The organism is Rhizobium albus, assembly GCA_030160035.1.
Classification (GTDB): domain Bacteria; phylum Pseudomonadota; class Alphaproteobacteria; order Rhizobiales; family Rhizobiaceae; genus Georhizobium; species Georhizobium albus.
Map to the genome: position 1 here is coordinate 590,519 of BSNO01000001.1, position 16,246 is coordinate 606,764.

Annotated in this window: 15 protein-coding genes; 9 read left to right on the plus strand and 6 right to left on the minus strand. The window is 62.0% G+C overall.

Annotated elements, in window-relative coordinates:
• Positions 1–3: 3 nt before the first annotated feature.
• The 5 genes from QQL76_RS02845 to QQL76_RS02865 form a co-directional block, all read right to left on the minus strand.
• A complete protein-coding gene (locus QQL76_RS02845; RefSeq protein ID WP_499206285.1) occupies positions 4–702 on the minus strand; it encodes an ABC transporter ATP-binding protein in 699 nt (232 codons plus the stop codon).
• Positions 695–1,438: an ABC transporter ATP-binding protein gene (locus QQL76_RS02850; protein WP_499206286.1), complete on the minus strand. Its 744-nt coding sequence runs from the start codon at positions 1,436–1,438 to the stop codon at positions 695–697. The genes QQL76_RS02845 and QQL76_RS02850 overlap by 8 nt, the downstream gene beginning before the upstream one ends.
• Positions 1,431–2,435: a branched-chain amino acid ABC transporter permease gene (locus tag QQL76_RS02855; protein ID WP_499206287.1), complete on the minus strand. Its 1,005-nt coding sequence runs from the start codon at positions 2,433–2,435 to the stop codon at positions 1,431–1,433. The genes QQL76_RS02850 and QQL76_RS02855 overlap by 8 nt, the downstream gene beginning before the upstream one ends.
• Before the next feature lie 11 nt (positions 2,436–2,446).
• Positions 2,447–3,307: a branched-chain amino acid ABC transporter permease gene (locus tag QQL76_RS02860; RefSeq protein ID WP_126008750.1), complete on the minus strand. Its 861-nt coding sequence runs from the start codon at positions 3,305–3,307 to the stop codon at positions 2,447–2,449.
• Positions 3,308–3,415: 108 nt separating this feature from the next.
• Positions 3,416–4,579 carry an ABC transporter substrate-binding protein gene (locus QQL76_RS02865; protein WP_499206288.1) on the minus strand — a complete coding sequence of 388 codons (1,164 nt, stop codon included), beginning with the start codon at positions 4,577–4,579 and terminating at the stop codon, positions 3,416–3,418.
• Positions 4,580–4,925: 346 nt separating this feature from the next.
• Here QQL76_RS02865 and QQL76_RS02870 point away from each other — a divergent pair, with 346 nt between their 5' ends.
• The 9 genes from QQL76_RS02870 to QQL76_RS02910 all read left to right on the plus strand — a co-directional run bounded on the left by QQL76_RS02870 (position 4,926) and on the right by QQL76_RS02910 (position 15,364).
• Positions 4,926–6,482 carry a benzoate-CoA ligase family protein gene (locus QQL76_RS02870; protein ID WP_499206289.1) on the plus strand — a complete coding sequence of 519 codons (1,557 nt, stop codon included), beginning with the start codon at positions 4,926–4,928 and terminating at the stop codon, positions 6,480–6,482.
• 2 nt (positions 6,483–6,484) lie between these two features.
• Positions 6,485–7,303 (plus strand): alpha/beta fold hydrolase, encoded by an 819-nt coding sequence (locus QQL76_RS02875; RefSeq protein ID WP_499207096.1) that lies wholly within the window; start codon positions 6,485–6,487, stop codon positions 7,301–7,303.
• Positions 7,300–8,865, plus strand: a complete 1,566-nt coding sequence (locus tag QQL76_RS02880) for an aldehyde dehydrogenase family protein (protein ID WP_499206290.1) — start codon at positions 7,300–7,302, stop codon at positions 8,863–8,865. Before QQL76_RS02875 ends, QQL76_RS02880 begins: the two co-directional genes overlap by 4 nt.
• Complete coding sequence (locus tag QQL76_RS02885; RefSeq protein ID WP_499206291.1) at positions 8,843–9,367, plus strand: DUF309 domain-containing protein; 525 nt, start codon at positions 8,843–8,845, stop codon at positions 9,365–9,367. Before QQL76_RS02880 ends, QQL76_RS02885 begins: the two co-directional genes overlap by 23 nt.
• Before the next feature lie 106 nt (positions 9,368–9,473).
• Positions 9,474–11,135, plus strand: coding sequence for a 2,3-epoxybenzoyl-CoA dihydrolase (gene boxC / locus QQL76_RS02890; protein ID WP_499206292.1), 1,662 nt, complete (start codon positions 9,474–9,476; stop codon positions 11,133–11,135).
• A 30-nt stretch (positions 11,136–11,165) separates the two neighbouring features.
• Positions 11,166–12,617, plus strand: coding sequence for a benzoyl-CoA 2,3-epoxidase subunit BoxB (gene boxB / locus QQL76_RS02895; RefSeq protein WP_404863940.1), 1,452 nt, complete (start codon positions 11,166–11,168; stop codon positions 12,615–12,617).
• Positions 12,618–12,695: 78 nt separating this feature from the next.
• Entirely contained in the window at positions 12,696–13,901 is a 1,206-nt protein-coding gene (gene boxA / locus QQL76_RS02900) for a benzoyl-CoA 2,3-epoxidase subunit BoxA (RefSeq protein ID WP_499206293.1), read from the plus strand.
• Positions 13,901–14,341, plus strand: a complete 441-nt coding sequence (locus QQL76_RS02905) for an acyl-CoA thioesterase (RefSeq protein ID WP_499206294.1) — start codon at positions 13,901–13,903, stop codon at positions 14,339–14,341. The genes boxA and QQL76_RS02905 overlap by 1 nt, the downstream gene beginning before the upstream one ends.
• A gap of 108 nt (positions 14,342–14,449) precedes the next feature.
• Positions 14,450–15,364, plus strand: a complete 915-nt coding sequence (locus QQL76_RS02910; protein WP_499206295.1) for a helix-turn-helix transcriptional regulator — start codon at positions 14,450–14,452, stop codon at positions 15,362–15,364.
• A gap of 3 nt (positions 15,365–15,367) precedes the next feature.
• Here the strand turns inward: QQL76_RS02910 and QQL76_RS02915 are convergent, their stop codons facing one another.
• Positions 15,368–16,180 carry a Clp protease/crotonase-like domain-containing protein gene (locus QQL76_RS02915; RefSeq protein ID WP_499206296.1) on the minus strand — a complete coding sequence of 271 codons (813 nt, stop codon included), beginning with the start codon at positions 16,178–16,180 and terminating at the stop codon, positions 15,368–15,370.
• Positions 16,181–16,246: the final 66 nt, after the last annotated feature.

The window sequence follows — 16,246 nt, forward strand, 5'->3', positions numbered from 1 at the left end:
GCTTCAGACTCCAAGCCACTTCTTCTGGACGGCCTTGTCAGCGACGATGTCTGCGGACGAACCTTTCCAGACGGTCTCGCCGCGTCCGATCACATGGACGTCGTCCGCGAGCTCCGTCGCAAAACCAAAGTTCTGTTCCACCAGCACCATGGTCATGCCGGCAGCCTTCAGTTCCGAGAGCTTCTCGTGAATCTGGCGCACGATGATCGGCGCGAGCCCCTCTGTCGGTTCGTCGAGCAGAAGCAGTCGCGGGTTCATGAGCAGCGCGCGCGCAATCGACAGCATCTGCTGTTCGCCACCCGAGAGTTCGTTTCCCCCGTTCGACAGGCGGCGCGAGAGGTTCGGGAAGAAATCGAGCACCCGCTCCAAGGTCCATTCGGCATTGGCCGGCGCCAGGCGCGTGGCGAGCTGCAGGTTCTCCTTGACCGTGAGGGATGGAAAGATGTCGCGCGTCTCGGGCACATAGGCGATGCCGCGACGGGCAATGTCGAATGTCCGTTCGCCGGCGATATCCTTGCCCTCGATCCGGATTGAGCCGCGCGTCGCCGGCAGGAGGCCCATGATGGCCTTCATGGTCGTCGTCTTGCCGGCGCCATTGCGTCCGAGAATGGCGAGCACGCGCCCAGCAGACGCGCGCAGATTGAGGCCGTAGATGACCTGCGTTTCGCCGTAGCCGGTGTGGAGGTCGTCGATCTCAAGCATCCGCGCGCCCGCCCAGATAGATTTCGTTGACGAGGCTGCTGCCGCGCGTCTCGTCCGGTGTGCCCTCGAAAACAAGCTCGCCGTAATTGAGCACGCTGACGCGGTCTGCGACATCGAGCGCGAGATCCATGTCGTGTTCGATAATCACAACTGTCAGGTCGCGGGGCAGCGTCTTCAGCAGGCGGTGAAAGCCTTGGATCATTTCTGGGCCGACGCCGGATGTCGGCTCGTCCATCAGAATGACGCTCGGATCGGTCGCCAGCGCAAGACCGACTTCGAGCTGCCGCCGTGCGCCATAGGAAACCGCATCGACCGGATGGTCCAGAAGTTCAGACAGCCCGACCTTAGCCGCTACATCGCGAACCTTGGCCAAAATATCGGTGTCGTTCAGAGTATCGCGCAGAAACCAACCCGATGCCCCGGATGCTGTTGCGACCGCCAGCGCCAAGTTCTCCTTGAGCGTCAGCTCGGTGAACAGGTTGTTCTTCTGGTAGGAGCGGGCAAGTCCGCGTTTTGCCCGCGCTTCCACCGTGTCGCCCGTGACATCGCGGCCATCGAGGTGGATCGTGCCGGCGGATGGCTTCAATTCGCCGACGAGAATGTTGAAGAGCGTGGTCTTGCCCGCACCGTTGGGGCCGAGGATGACCCGGCGTTCGCCCTTCTCAACCAGGATCGTCACGTCATTGGTGACGTCGATCTGGCCGAAGGATTTTTTGAGGCCGCGTGCTTCAAGCATGGCTGGCATCCTTCTCGGCGGCGACTTCGAGCGCAGAAGCCTTGGGGGCTCCCTTCTTGCGGCGTTCCAGCAGGTGTTCGATCTGGCCGTAGGCTCCGCGGTTGCCGAGCACGACGACGAGAATGAGGACGAGGCCGACGACCATGTGCCAGTAGCGGGTGACCTCGCTGACTTCGTGCTGGAGGAAGACGAAGAGCACGGCGCCAACGGCAGCGCCGACCAGGGTGCCGAGCCCGCCCAGGATGACGATGACGAGCGCTTCGCCGGACATCATCCAGCTCATCATTTCAGGCGAAACGAACATGGTTTGCTGCGCGGCGATCGTTCCAGCGAGGCCTGCCAGCGCCCCTGAAATGCCGAAGGCGAACGCCTTGTAGCGCAGTACCGGCAGACCAAGCGCGCGCATGCGCACCTCGTTGGAGCGGATGCCGACCAGCGTGCGGCCGAAGCCGGAGCGCATGATGAAGGCGGCGACAGCGTAGGACAGCGCCGCGAAAACGACGGCGAGAAGCGCGAATTGCAGGGAATCGTTGGTGTCGATGCCGATCATCGACAGATCGAGGCGGGCGACGCCCGACATGCCGTCATCGCCGCCGAGCGCGCGATTCTCGAAGGTGTAGACATAGACCATCTGGCCGAAGGCGAGCGTCGTCATGATGAAGAAGATGCCGCTGGTGCGCGACGTGACGGCACCGACGAAGAGCCCAAACAACCCGCTTGCCGCTATGGCGGCAACCAGAGCGATGAAGGGCGAAATGCCCATCATGCCTGTCAGGATGGCGAAGACATAGGCGCCGATGCCGAAGATGGCGCCGTGGCAGAGCGAGACCATGCCGCCATAGCCGGCCACCATGTCGAGGCTGATGGCCAGGATGACGAGATAGGCCGCCTCAATCACCAGTTCGCGGCCGTAAAAGCCTGCAAAGACAGTGTAGATCGCCATGCCGATGAAGAGGAGGAGGATGGTGACGGTTTTGGTGGTCGTCTGGTGAAACATGATGCCGCCCCTTACGCCTTCGCCGGAAACAGGCCGGCCGGCCGGAAGATCAGCACCGCCGCCAGCAGGGCGTAGATTGCGACTGATGCCAGTTGCGGCGCGAGCACGGCGCCGAAGGTCTGGATGAAGCCGACGAGCAACGAGCCCGCGATGGCGCCCTTGAGGCTGCCAAGGCCGCCGATGACCACGACGATCAGAACCGGGATCAGAAGCTGAGTGCCCATGCTCGGTGTCACTGAAAGCACCGGCGCCGCGACCGCTCCTGCAAGTCCAGCCAGCGCGCAGCCGATGCAGAAGACGATGAAAAACAGGCGCTCCACATTGATGCCGAGGCAGGCGGCCATCTGGTCGTTGTCGACGCCGGCGCGGATCATCGCGCCGATCTGGGTGCGCGAGAGCAACAGCCAGAGGCCCGCCATGACGGTGAGGCCGAGGCCGATGATGAAGAGACGGTAGGTCGGGTAGGCAACGCCCAAGACTTCTGAGCGGCCCGTGAATAGCTGCGGCTCGGGGATCGACAGCGCGAGGTCGCCCCAGATGATGCGCGTGATGTCGAGAAGCACGAAGATGAGGCCGAAGGTGACGAGCACCTGGTTCATCGGCCCGGCTTTTCGCATGCGCCGGATGAGGCCGAGATAGAGCACTACGCCGGCAAGCGCGACGGCGATCGGAGCCAGCAGAAACGCGCCCCAATACATGCCTGTCAGCGCGAAGGCCGACACGCCGACATAGGCGCCAAGCGCATAGAGCGCGCCATGGGCGAGATTGACGAAATGCATCAGCCCGAAGATGACGGTCAGCCCGATCGACAGGAGAAAGAGCAGCATCGACAGCTGGAGCCCGTTCAGGGCCTGCACGATCCAGAAGTTCATGGCGTCCGCTTCGGTCCGGTAGGGATAAGGGTGGCGGGAACACGAGAGCTCCCGCCATTCATGCGATCGGTGTCGCGACGAGCGACGCCTCAGGCAGCCGTTTGCGGCTTAAAGTTCGCAGCCGTTCGGTTCGTCGCGAACGGCCTCGACCGTGTCGAGCAGTTCCTGCGTCAGCTTGCCGTCTTCGCCTTCGACGATGTCGTAGATGTAGACGTTCTGGACGATGTTGTTGGTGGCCGGATCGATTTCGAGCGGACCGCGCGGACCGGTGTACTGCACGTCGCGCAGCGCTTCCTTGATGGACTCGCGATCCGTGGCGCCGGCCTTGACGGCTTCCACGAGCGCGCGGCCGGCGTCGTAACCCTGCACTGCGTATTCGGAGGGCAGGCGATTAGCCTTGGCCTGGAAGGCTTCGACAAAGGCCTTGTTTTCCGGCGTATCGAGCGTCGGCAGGTAATGCAGCGACGTGATGACACCCAATGCCGCCGGCCCTTCGGCGTCGAGATAGAGCTGCGACGTCAGGAAGCCTGAGCCATAAAGCGGAGTCTCGTCCTTGATGCCGAAGGAATCGTATTGCTTAACGAAGTTGATCGCCTCGCCGCCAGCATAGAAGACGAAGATCGCGTCCGGATCGGCAGCCTGCGCCGTCGTCAGGTACGGTCCGAAATCCTGTGTCTGGCCGAAGGGCGTGTAGTCCTGGCCGAGCACTTCACCACCAGCGGCCTCGAAGGCCGTGACGAAGGCGCCGATGTGCTGGCGGCCGGCGGCGTAATCGGGAGCGAGTGTGTAGACGGTGCGCACGCCCTGATCATAGAGCCACTGGCCCATGGGGCGGTTGACCTGCGCATTCGAGAAGGACACGCGGGTGATGTAAGGGCTGCAATCGGCGCCGGTTGCTTCGTCGTTACCGGCGTTGGAAACGATCAGCGGCGTCTGCGACTGGTCGACGAAATCGCGGATGGCTGCCAGAACGCCCGATGAAACGAGGCCCGTCAGAACATCGACTTCGTCCTGCAGGACGAGCTTGCGGGTAGCCGCGACGCCGACCTGCGGCGAGGCTTCGGTGTCCTCGCGGATGATGTTGAAGCGATCCGTCATGCCCGCTTCTTCGAGCGCCAGCACGAACCCTTGATCGATCTCTTCGCCAAGCGAGGCGTAGACGCCGACATAAGGCAATATCATGCCGACATCGATAACGTCTTCCTGCGCCATCGCAGTCGTCGCGCTGAGCGCAAATGCGCCCGCCAATGCAGATTTAACTATCAGATTCATTCTGTTCTCCTCCCGTTTTCTCCTCGACCGAGCTTTCCCGTTCGTGAACCGGATTGCAAGCGGCCGTCTCCTCCACCCAAACTCTAATCAAGCAGCGAGCGGCATTCAAGCAATATAATGCACAAGCATCCAGATTTCGGTATTGCGTGTCTATCTATCTGGGTATTATGCATAATTTGGTTCAGGAAGACTGTTTGACGTGTCGTGGGCCGGCAAAAGAATAGGCATTATCTTGCAACATGCGGATTGCTAGGCCATAGTGCCGGTATCGGAAGCGGCGGGGGAGATCGCCGTTTCGGCCGCCAAAGCGGTGCCGATGTGCTTTAGAAAAATGGGAGGACTGGCGTTGCGTAGGGAGAACGCGAACGCTGCGGAATTCTTCGTGGATCGCCACGTGGAAACGCAAGCAGCCGACAAGAACGCCTTCGTCGAGGGCGTCGATCAGGGCAGGGCCCTGACCTATCGCCAACTTGCCGCGCAGGCCGGACGGATGGCTTCGCTTTTCGAGCGCCACGGGCTCACTCGGGAAGACCGCGCCGCGATGATCGTGCTCGACACGATCGAGTTTCCGGTGATCTTCTGGGGCAGCCTGAAGGCGGGCATCGTGCCGGCCCCATTGAACACGCTGCTCTCTGCCGATCTTTACGCCTTCATCCTGCGCGACAGCCGCGCCAAGGCGCTGTTCGTCTCCAAGGCGTTGCTGCCTGTGGTCGAGCCCGTGCTCAAGGACATGCCGTTCCTGAAGGCCGTCTTCGTGATCGGCGGTGATGGCAGTGAAGGCTACCTCGATTTCGCAGCCGAGCTGGATGCGAGCGCGTCGTCGCCGGACACGCTTGAGGTCTGCGGCGACGAAACGGCTTTCTGGCTCTATTCCTCAGGCTCGACGGGCGCGCCGAAAGGGGTTCGACACGTCCATTCCAGCCTGCGTGCGACCTACGAGACCTACGGCGTCCAGGTTCTTGGGATCCGGCCCGACGACGTCGTCTTCTCAGCCGCCAAGCTGTTCTTCGCCTATGGTCTCGGCAACGGCATGACCTTCCCGATGGGCGCCGGGGCGACCGCGGTCCTCTATCCGGGCCGGCCCGTGCCTGCGGATCTCTTTGCCGTCACCGAGCGCGTGCAGCCGACGATCTTCTACGGCGTGCCGACGCTTTACGCTTCCATGGTGCAGGCGATGCGCGATGGACCCCCCGCGGGGCTTCAGCGTTTGCGCCAATGTGTTTCAGCGGGCGAGGCGCTGCCCCAGGAGGTCGGCAAGCGCTGGCAGGCAATCACCGGCGTCGACATTCTCGATGGTGTCGGGTCCACCGAGATGCTGCACATCTTTCTTTCCAACGCGCCGGGATCGGTCGCCTACGGCACGTCCGGGTTCGCCGTGCCTGGCTATGAACTGCGTCTCGTGGATGAAGCAGGCGCCGACGTGCCGGTCGGCGGTGTCGGCGAGCTTCTGGTCAAGGGTCCCTCGGCTGCCGACGGCTACTGGAACCAGCGGGAGAAATCGCGCAGCACTTTCGAAGGCCATTGGACGCGGACCGGCGACAAATACGAACGGCGTGACGACGGCCGTCTCGTCTACTGCGGCCGCACCGACGACATGTTCAAGGTATCCGGCATATGGGTGGCGCCCTTCGAGATCGAGCAAGCGTTGATCACGCATCCCGCCGTGCTCGAAGCCGCCGTCATCGCGCAGAAGGACGAGACCGGTCTCGACAAGCCCAAGGCCTTCGTCGTCGTCAAGGACAAGCCCGCGCCCGCCGATCTCAACGAGGTGCTGAAGGAGCATGTCAAGGAGAAGGTCGGGAAATGGAAATACCCGCGCTGGATCGAGATCGTCGACGAGTTGCCGAAGACGGCGACCGGCAAGATTCAGCGCTTCAAGCTGCGCCAGCAGGAGGTTGCATGACCATGCGCTGGGAGACTGGCAGCGAGCTTACGATCCTGGCTGGTGACAAGAGGCTGGAGGCGCGGTGTTTCGGGCCTGCCCCGGGAACCAAGCCGACGATCGTCATGCTGCATGAGGGCCTCGGCTCAGTGAGCCTCTGGCGCGACTTTCCGGAGCAACTCGCAGAGCGGACAGGCTGCGGCGTCTTCGTCTATTCGCGCGCTGGTTATGGCAAGTCCGAGGCCGCGGAATTGCCGCATCCGCTCGACTACATGACGCGCGAGGCAGTCGATGTGTTGCCCGACGTTCTCGAAGCCATCGGCTTTCAGGAAGGTGTGCTTCTCGGGCACAGTGACGGCGCCTCGATTGCGGCGATCTATGGCGGAAGCGTTCAGGACCACCGGGTTCGCGGCCTCATTTTGATCGCACCGCATTTCTTCACCGAACCGGAAGGCTTGGCCGCCATTGCCGAGGCCAAAATTGCCTATGAAACCGGTGATCTTCGCGAGAAGCTCGCGCGGCATCACGCCCATGTGGATGTGGCGTTCAATGGATGGAACGAGGCTTGGCTCGATCCTGCGTTCAAGGCATGGAACATCGCCGAGGTGATCGACTATTGGCGCATTCCCGTGCTCGCGATCCAGGGCCGAAACGACCAGTACGGGACGCTGGCGCAGATCGAAGAAATCGAGAACCGCATCTATTCGCCGGTCGACGTCGAAATCTTCGACGATTGTCGGCACGCGCCTTTCATCGACCAGAAGGACAGGACGCTCGACGTCATCTCCGACTTCGTCGCACGGCTCGACCGGATCGAGCACAGCAAAGTGGAAATCGCATGAAACTGGAAAGTTATGTCGGCGGCCAATGGCGCGCCGGCGACGGTCACGCACGGGCGTTCATCAATCCAACGACCGGCGAAGCGCTCGGCGAAGTGGTCGATGGGGGCTTCGACATGGCCGAGGCACTGAATTTTGCGCGCGAGAAGGGCACGACCGCTTTGTCCTCCATGAGCTTTGCCGAGCGCGGCAATCTCCTGCGGGGCATTGCGGATGTGCTTACGGCAAATCGCGACAAATATGGCGAGATCGCTCGGCTGAACTCAGGCAACACGGTGGGTGATGCGGCGATCGACATCGATGGCGGCATAGCGACGCTCAAGGTGTATGCCCGCTATGGCAAGACGCTGGGTGATGCACATGGGCTGCTGGAGCCGGGCCAAGATCAGCTGGCCAAGGAGCCAGTTTTCTTCGCGCGGCACATCTGGACGACTCGGCCGGGCGTCGCGCTGCAGATCAACGCCTTCAACTTCCCATCCTGGGGCCTGTGGGAGAAGGTATCGACCGCGCTGCTTTCGGGCGTCGCCAGCGTCGCCAAGCCTGCATCGGCCACAGCGTGGTTGTCCCATGAAATGGTGCGCGACGTCATCGCCGCCGATATTCTGCCAGTTGGCGCGCTTTCGCTCGTCTGCGGCAGCGGGACCGGGCTTGCCGACCATCTCGGCCCGATGGACAGCCTCGCATTTACCGGCTCTGCCGATACGGGGCTGAAGCTGCGTTCGGGCAAAAGCTTGTTGGAAAGCGGTGCTCGGGTCACGATCGAGGCCGATAGCGTCAACGCGACGATCCTCGGGCCAGACGCCGCGCCGGGAACGGCCGTGTTCGATCTCGCGGTTCGGGAAGCGGTGAAAGCGCTGACCGTGAAAGCGGGGCAGCTTTGCACCAATATCCGGCGCATTCTCGTTCCGGCGCAGCATCGGGCGGCATTCGAGGAGGCCGTCGCGGCCAAGCTCGACCAGATCGTGGTCGGTGATCCGGCACTCGAGACTGTCCGGATGGGCCCGCTTGTCGATCTCAAGCAGCGCGATGCGGCGCTTCGCGGTATCGAGGCGCTGAAATCCGAGGCGCGCGTCATTCGTGGCGGCGACATTGGGCAGGCGGAAGGCGCGGACGCGCAAAAGGGTGCCTTCCTGCTGCCGACGCTGCTGCGATGCGACGATCCCGGTGGTGCGCGGATCGTGCATGAGACGGAAGTGTTCGGGCCGTGTGCGACGGTCATGGCCTATGAGCATGCAGACGACGCGGTGCGGCTCGCGGCAAAGGGTGGCGGTTCGCTCGCCGTCAGTCTCTTTTCCGATGACGTTGCGGTCCAGACGCGCATGGTTGCCGGGCTCGCTCCGTGGCACGGCCGGCTTCTGGTCATCGACGAGATGGTCGGGAAGAACCACACGGGCCACTCGATCGTCATGCCGCAGTGCGTGCATGGCGGCCCGGGGCGGGCCGGTGGCGGCGAGGAGTTGGGCGGCCTTCGCGGGCTTCGCTTCCACATGCAGCGTTCCGCCATTCAGGGCTCGCCTGGGCTCTTCGGGGCGCTTCGAAGCGATGCGGTCGAAGCCAATCTTTGAAACCGCGCGAGCGCAGGCGGCCCATCGGGCGGCGCATGATTGGCCACTGCCACCGGAACCTTACCTGCCGGGACTGACGAAGCGGCCGGATAGCGGCGATGACGTGCATCGCGTGGCAGCTCTCGCGCCCGATCCGACCGACCCGAATGCGTGGCGCGAGAACGCTGCGTATCTGGCGGGGTTCAGGCTTTATAATGCAGGGTTCGGTTGGGAAGCGCATGAGGTTTGGGAGCCAGTCTGGATGCATGCGCCGCCCCACGGCGCGGAACGTTACCTGCTGCAAGGGCTGATCCAGCTTGCCAATGCCCGGCTGAAATTCGCGATGAAGCGCGATCGGGCGGGCGGCAGGCTGGTAGGGATTGCGGCCGGGCTGCTCGAACACGCCGACTATGCGGCACGGGGAGAGGACGTGATGGGCGTCGATCTCCCGACGCTTCTGGGAGACACCCGTCGCGCCAGCGATATGCCGGGGCAAACACCAGAACTGCATTATAATGCATAAATTGATATTAAGATTTCCCAATAGCGCAGTTTTATGCTCATGGTGGGTGGACAGCTTGCATTAAAATGCACTAAACGTCATCAACGAACGACAAGGGAGGACAGTCGTGTCCAAGCGCATCGATTTTCAGGTCGACCCGGAGAGCTACCGCCATTGGCGCGTGGAATATGAGGGCGACGTCGCGAAGCTCTACATGGACGTCGACGAGAAGGGCGGCCTCTTCGAAGGCTACGATCTCAAGCTCAATTCCTACGATCTTGGTGTCGACATCGAGCTTGCGGACATCGTGCAGCGTATGCGCTTCGAGCACCCCGAGGTGAAGGCGATCGTGCTTCAGTCTGGCAAGGATCGCGTGTTCTGCGCCGGTGCGAACATCCGCATGCTCGGCAGCGCCACCCATGCCCACAAGGTCAATTTCTGCAAGTTCACCAACGAAACGCGCAACACGTTCGAGGCTGCCGGCCGTGAGTCGGGCCAGCACTACATCTGCGCCGTGAAGGGCGCCTGTGCGGGTGGCGGCTATGAACTGGCGCTTGCCTGCGACCACATCATGCTCGTCGATGACGGTGCGTCCAACGTCGCGCTGCCGGAAGTGCCTTTGCTGGCCGTGCTTCCGGGCACGGGCGGCCTCACACGCGTGACCGACAAGCGCAAGGTACGCCGCGATCTGGCCGATGTGTTCTGCTCGATCGAGGAGGGCGTGAAGGGCAAGCGCGCCGTCGACTGGAACCTCGTCGACGAGATCGTCGCGAAGTCCAAGTTCGAGGAAACGATTTCGGAGCGCGCCAGCGAATTCGCCGGCAAGTCCAGGCGCGCTGCGGCCGAGAAGGGCGTCAAGCTGACGCCGCTCAACCGCACGTTCAACGACGATGGCGGCGTGACCTATTCCACCGTGGAGGTGGACCTCGATCGCACGAAGGGCATCGTCACCATCACCATCAATGGTCCTGATGGCGAAGCGCCGAAGGATGCCGCAGACCTGCTCGCACAGGGTGCCGATGCCTGGATCCTGCGGGCAGCGCGCGAGCTCGACGATGCGATCCTGCATCTGAGGCTGAACGAACTTGAACTCGGCACCTGGGTCATCCGCAGTCAGGGCGATCCTGCCGCTGTGTTGGCGCATGAAAAGGTGCTGACGGACAACGCCGATCACTGGCTGGCCAACGAAATTCTTCTCTATTGGAAGCGCGTGCTGAAGCGTGTCGACGTCACCTCGCGCTCGCTCGTGGCGCTCGTGGAGCCGGGCTCATGCTTTGCCGGCGTGCTGGCCGAACTGCTTTTTGCCGTCGACCGTTCCTACATGGCCGAAGGCGATTTCGAGGGCGACAATCGTCCCATCGCGTCGATCACGCTGTCCGATGCGAATTTCGGACCGTTCCCCATGGCCAACGATCTGACGCGTCTTCAAACGCGGTTCCTCGGCCAGCCTTCGAAAGTCGATGAGGTCAAGGGGCGGATCAGTGAACCGCTCGAAGCGTTCGATGCCAACGAGCTTGGGCTTGTGACTTACTGCTTCGACGACATCGACTGGGAAGACGAAGTTCGCATCTTCCTCGAAGAGCGTGCGTCGTTTTCCCCGGATGCCATGACGGGCATGGAAGCCAATCTGCGCTTCCCCGGACCTGAGACCATGGAAACACGCATCTTCGGCCGGTTGACCGCTTGGCAGAACTGGATTTTCCAGCGGCCGAACGCCGTTGGCGAAAATGGGGCACTGCAACGCTACGGGACGGGGATCCGCGGCGATTACGACATGCGCCGCGTGTGACGGCGTCGGACATCATCGAGGAGAAGACGAATGCTTGATCTCATCAATGTCGCCTACGATACCCAGATCCCGAACAATGTGGGTCTGTCCTCCGACAAGCGCGTGCTGAAGGCGCTGGAAAAATGGCACCCCGGCTATATCAGCTGGTGGAACGACCTCGGGCCGGACGGCTTCCAGGAAAGTCTCGTCTATCTGCGCACCGCGGTTTCGGTCGATCCCAAGGGCTGGGCGAAGTTCGACTACGTAAAGATGCCCGAATATCGCTGGGGCATTCTTCTGGCTCCGCAGGTGGAGGGTCGGACGATCCCGTGCGGCGAACATGCAGGCCAGCCGGCCTGGCAGGAAGTGCCCGGCGAATACCGCAACATGCTGAAGCGGCTGATCGTCATTCAGGGCGATACCGAACCTGCCTCGGTCGAGCAGCAACGCCATCTCGGCAAGACCGCGCCGTCACTCTACGACATGCGCAATCTCTTTCAGGTGAATGTCGAGGAAGGCCGCCACCTCTGGGCGATGGTCTATCTGCTGCAGAAATATTTCGGTGCCGATGGCCGCGAAGAGGCAGACGACCTTCTGCGCCGCACCTCGGGGTCGGAAGAAGCCCCGCGCATGCTCGGCGCCTTCAACGAGGCGACGCCGGATTGGCTGTCCTTCTTCATGTTCACCTATTTCACCGACCGTGACGGCAAGATGCAGCTGGAATCGCTTGCGCAATCGGGCTTCGATCCGCTGTCGCGCACCTGCCGCTTCATGCTGACGGAAGAAGCGCACCACATGTTCGTCGGTGAGACGGGCGTTGGCCGTGTCATCCAGCGCACCTGCGAGGCGATGAAGGAAGCCGGCATCGAGGACCCTTACGATATCGAGAAGGTTCGCGCGCTCGGTGTAATCGACCTGCCGACGATCCAGAAGAAGCTCAACCTGCACTATTCGCTGTCGCTCGATCTCTTCGGCTCGGAAGTGTCGACCAATGCGGCAAATGCGTTCAACGCGGGTATCAAAGGCCGCTATCAGGAAGCCAAGATCGACGACGACCACAAGCTTCACAACGACACCTATCCCGTCATCCAGCTGAAGGACGGCAAGATCGTTTGGGAGGAAGTCGCAGCACTTTCGGCCATCAACATGCGCCTTCGCGACGACTACGTCCGCGATGCATCCGGTGGCGTGAAGCGCTGGAATGCGACGATCGAAAAGACCGGCATCCAGTTCGAGATGAAGATGCCGCATCAGGGCTTCTACCGCCACATCGGCGTCTTCGCAGACGTCAATGTCGATCCGGACGGCACCATAATCTCCAAGGAAGAGTGGGATGCGAAGAAGGACGACTGGCTGCCGACCACGGCAGACGGCGATTTCATCCAGTCGCTCATGAAGCCAGTCTGGGAGCCAGGCAAGTTTGCCGGATGGATCGCGCCGCCGCGCGTCGGCATCGACAACAAGCCGGGCGATTTCGAATACGTCAAGCTCCACATGGCTTGACGGCAGGCTCGCGAATTTCAGTGGCGAGCGCCAAGCTCGCCACTGATCGCATTGGTGACCACGGGAGGCACCCGCCCCATGAACGCTCCGCTGAAACAGCACTTGATCGATCCGGAAATCTGCATCCGCTGCTATACCTGCGAGGAAGCCTGTCCGATCGATGCGATCACTCACAACGAAGACAATGTCGTCGTCGATGCTGCAAAGTGCGATTTCTGCATGGCGTGCATTTCGCCTTGCCCAACCGGATCAATCGATGCCTGGCGGGTCGTCATGCAGCCCTATTCGCTCGAAGAGCAGATGAGCTGGATGGAGCTTCCCGAGCAGGAGGAAATCGCCAAGCCCGATGGGACGGGGCCTGCTGAAGGTGGTGACGTCGAGGCGCTCGAGGATTCCGTCGAGCGGTTGCTCGCCGAAGCCCATGCCGGTGCTGGCGGCAAGGCGCGTGCGCCCGCGACCGCATCGAAGCCCTCGATCAATCTCTACAATCTGAAGAAGCCTGCTGTCGGTATCGTGCAGGGCAATTACCGGCTGACGAGCGAAAGCGCCGACAGCGACGTGCGCCACATCATCATCGATCTTGGCAATCAACACTTCCCAGTTCTTGAAGGCCAGAGCGTCGGCATCCAGCCGCCCGGTACGGATGCCAACGGCAATCCGTATCTGCCGCGACTTTATTCGATCTCCAGCCCGCGCGATGGCGAGCGTCCGAACACCAACAACATTTCGCTGACCGTCAAGCGCGAGGAGCAGGGAGTCTGCTCCAACTATGTCTGCGATTTGCAGAAGGGTGACGAGGTTCGGCTGACCGGGCCATTCGGCGCGACGTTCCTGATGCCGAACGATCCGCAGGCGCAGATCGTCATGATCTGCACGGGCACCGGCTCGGCACCTTTTCGCGCATTCACCATGCGCCGGCAGCGACTCACGGCCGATGGGGGAGAGCGCATGCGGCTCTTCTTCGGCGCCCGCACGTCCGACGCGCTGCCTTACTTCGGGCCGCTCAAGAAGGTGCCTGACACGATCCTCGAAAAGCATCTCGTCTTCTCGCGGGCCGAGGCGGTGGAGAAGGAATATGTGCAGGACCGTATGCTGAAGCAGCGCGCGGATTTGGCTGGGCTGCTCTCAGCACCACACACGCACATTTATGTCTGCGGGCTGAAAGCCATGGAGCACGGCGTCGAGGCCGCGTTCGAACAGATTGCCAAGGATATCGGGACCGATTGGGTAAGCCTGCGCGACCAGATGCGCGAGAGTGGCCGCTACCATGTCGAGACATATTGATGGCTGCAACTGAAGAGCCATCGGACCCGTTCGTTCACACGATTATGGTGCAATGGGCTGACTGCGATCCCGCGCGCATCGCCTATACCGGCCAGATCCCGAAATTTGCTCTGTCGGCTATCGATGCATGGTGGGCCGAGCGAGTGGGGATCGACTGGTTCGCGCTCAATGTCGATCACCGGATGGGGACCCCCTTCGTGCATCTCGACATGGACTTCCGCTCGCCGATCACGCCGCGGCATCCGCTGCTCTGCACCGTGATGCTTACCAAGCTCGGGACAACGTCGCTGACGTTCAGGGTGGTAGGCCGCCAGAACGAGGCGGTCTGCTTTGAAGGCAATTTCGTCTGCGTTGCCGTATCCGCGGATGATTTCAGGCCGGGATATCCTTCGGCGGAAATCCGCATACGGCTGGAGAGCCTGTTGAGCGAGCCGTTTTAATCGACCGCGTTGCTGTGGACGGGCAAAAAGTAGGGCTGTTCAATCAGCAAGATGAAATATAATGCATGAAGCGTTGGCCCTTCTGGCCCGCTGCATTATGGTTCGGCTATGGATGAGATCGTCACATTTGGCGGCAGAGTGACGCTTGGTCAAGACCGCCAGGCGGACGATACCGAACGCTTTCTCGAAATGGTGGGCGATCGGGTGCGCGCAGCGCGCAATCGCCGCAGCATTTCGCGCAAAACACTGTCTGAAATTTCAGGCGTCTCGCAACGGTATCTCGCCCAGTTGGAGAGTGGCACGGGCAACATCTCTATCCTGCTTCTGCGGCGTGTGGCGGAAGCGCTCGACCACAAGATCGAATGGCTGGTGGGCGAGGAAGATCCCTACACATCCGACGCGGTTGCCGTGATGTCGCTCTATCGCCAGGCCACCGGCGAACAGCGCATGCGCGTGCTGGAAATCCTCGACCCGGACAATCCGCATCTGCGGCGTTCACGGCGACTGGCCTTCATCGGCCTGCGCGGTGCGGGCAAATCCACCATTGGCCGTCTTGCCGCCGACCGGCTCAAATTGCCGTTTCTCGAACTCAACGAGGAGATCGAGCAGGCGAGCGGCATGCCGGTCAACGAAGTGATCGCGCTTTATGGCCAGGAAGGCTATCGGCGGCTGGAGAAGCAATCGGTCGAGCGGATCGCCGCCACCTATGACTCGATCGTGCTGGCGGTTGCGGGCGGCATCGTCTCGGAGCCCGAGACGTTCAACTATCTTCTTCGCCACTATCACACGATCTGGCTGAAGGCGCGGCCGGAGGAGCACATGGGCCGGGTGCGCGCACAGGGCGATGAGCGCCCCATGGCCGGCAACCCGGCGGCAATGGACGAACTGCGCAACATCCTGATGAGCCGCGAAGCGCTCTACGCCCGTGCCGAAGCGCAGATCGACACGAGCGGGCGCGGTCTCCCCGAAACGCTGGATGCCGTGCTCGACCTTATCGAAAAGCGCGGCTTCCTCCGCGCCTGACGGTCAGCGGCTCTTGAACGCGGCCGGACGCTTCTCCAGGAACGACAGCACGCCCTCGCGGTAATCTTCCGAGCGGCCGGCGATGCCTTGCAGGCGTGCCTCGTCGGCGAGGTACTCATCGAACGGCATGGTCTCGGCTGCAGCGACGGCTTTCTTGATCAGCCCGTAGCCGAGCGTCGGTCCTTCTGCGAGGCGGCGGGCAATGGCGCTTGCTTCGTCTTGCAGTTCGCTTTCCGGCATGCTTCTCCAGATCAGGCCAGCAGCGGCGGCTTCACTACCCGACAGGCTGCCTGCCGTTAGCAGCAGTGCGCGCGCCCTTGCCGCGCCGAGCGCCTGGACGAGCGTATGTCCGGCTCCGGCATCGACCGAAAGGCCGACCTTGGCAAACGACCAGATGAACTTCGCATCATCGGCGGCGAGCACGATGTCGCCTGCAATGGCGATGGACGCTCCGGCACCGGCAGCCGCGCCATGAACGGCGATCACGACGGGCTTCTCCATCGTGCGGATCAATGTGACGATCGGATGGAAGAGCTCTCTCTGGATCGCCTCGAGATCGAACGGTTCGGCGAACTTGCGGGGGTCGCGCGCCGACAGATCCTGACCCGTGCAGAAGGCACGTCCTGCGGCTCGAACAAGTACGGCGCGAGTAAGCGGATCGGCGGCGGCACGTTCGAGCGCTGCGCGGAACTGCAGGAGCATCGCTTCCGTCAGCGCATTCATGCGCTCCGGCCGGTTCAGGGTGATGGTCATCACGCCGGCTTCGATGGTCTCTTTGATCAGGCGGTCGGCCTGATCGTCATTCTCTTTTGACATTCGTCGGGAATCCACGCAGTTGGCAGTTTGAATATCGTCACGATGCACTATACCGCATCTCGCAAC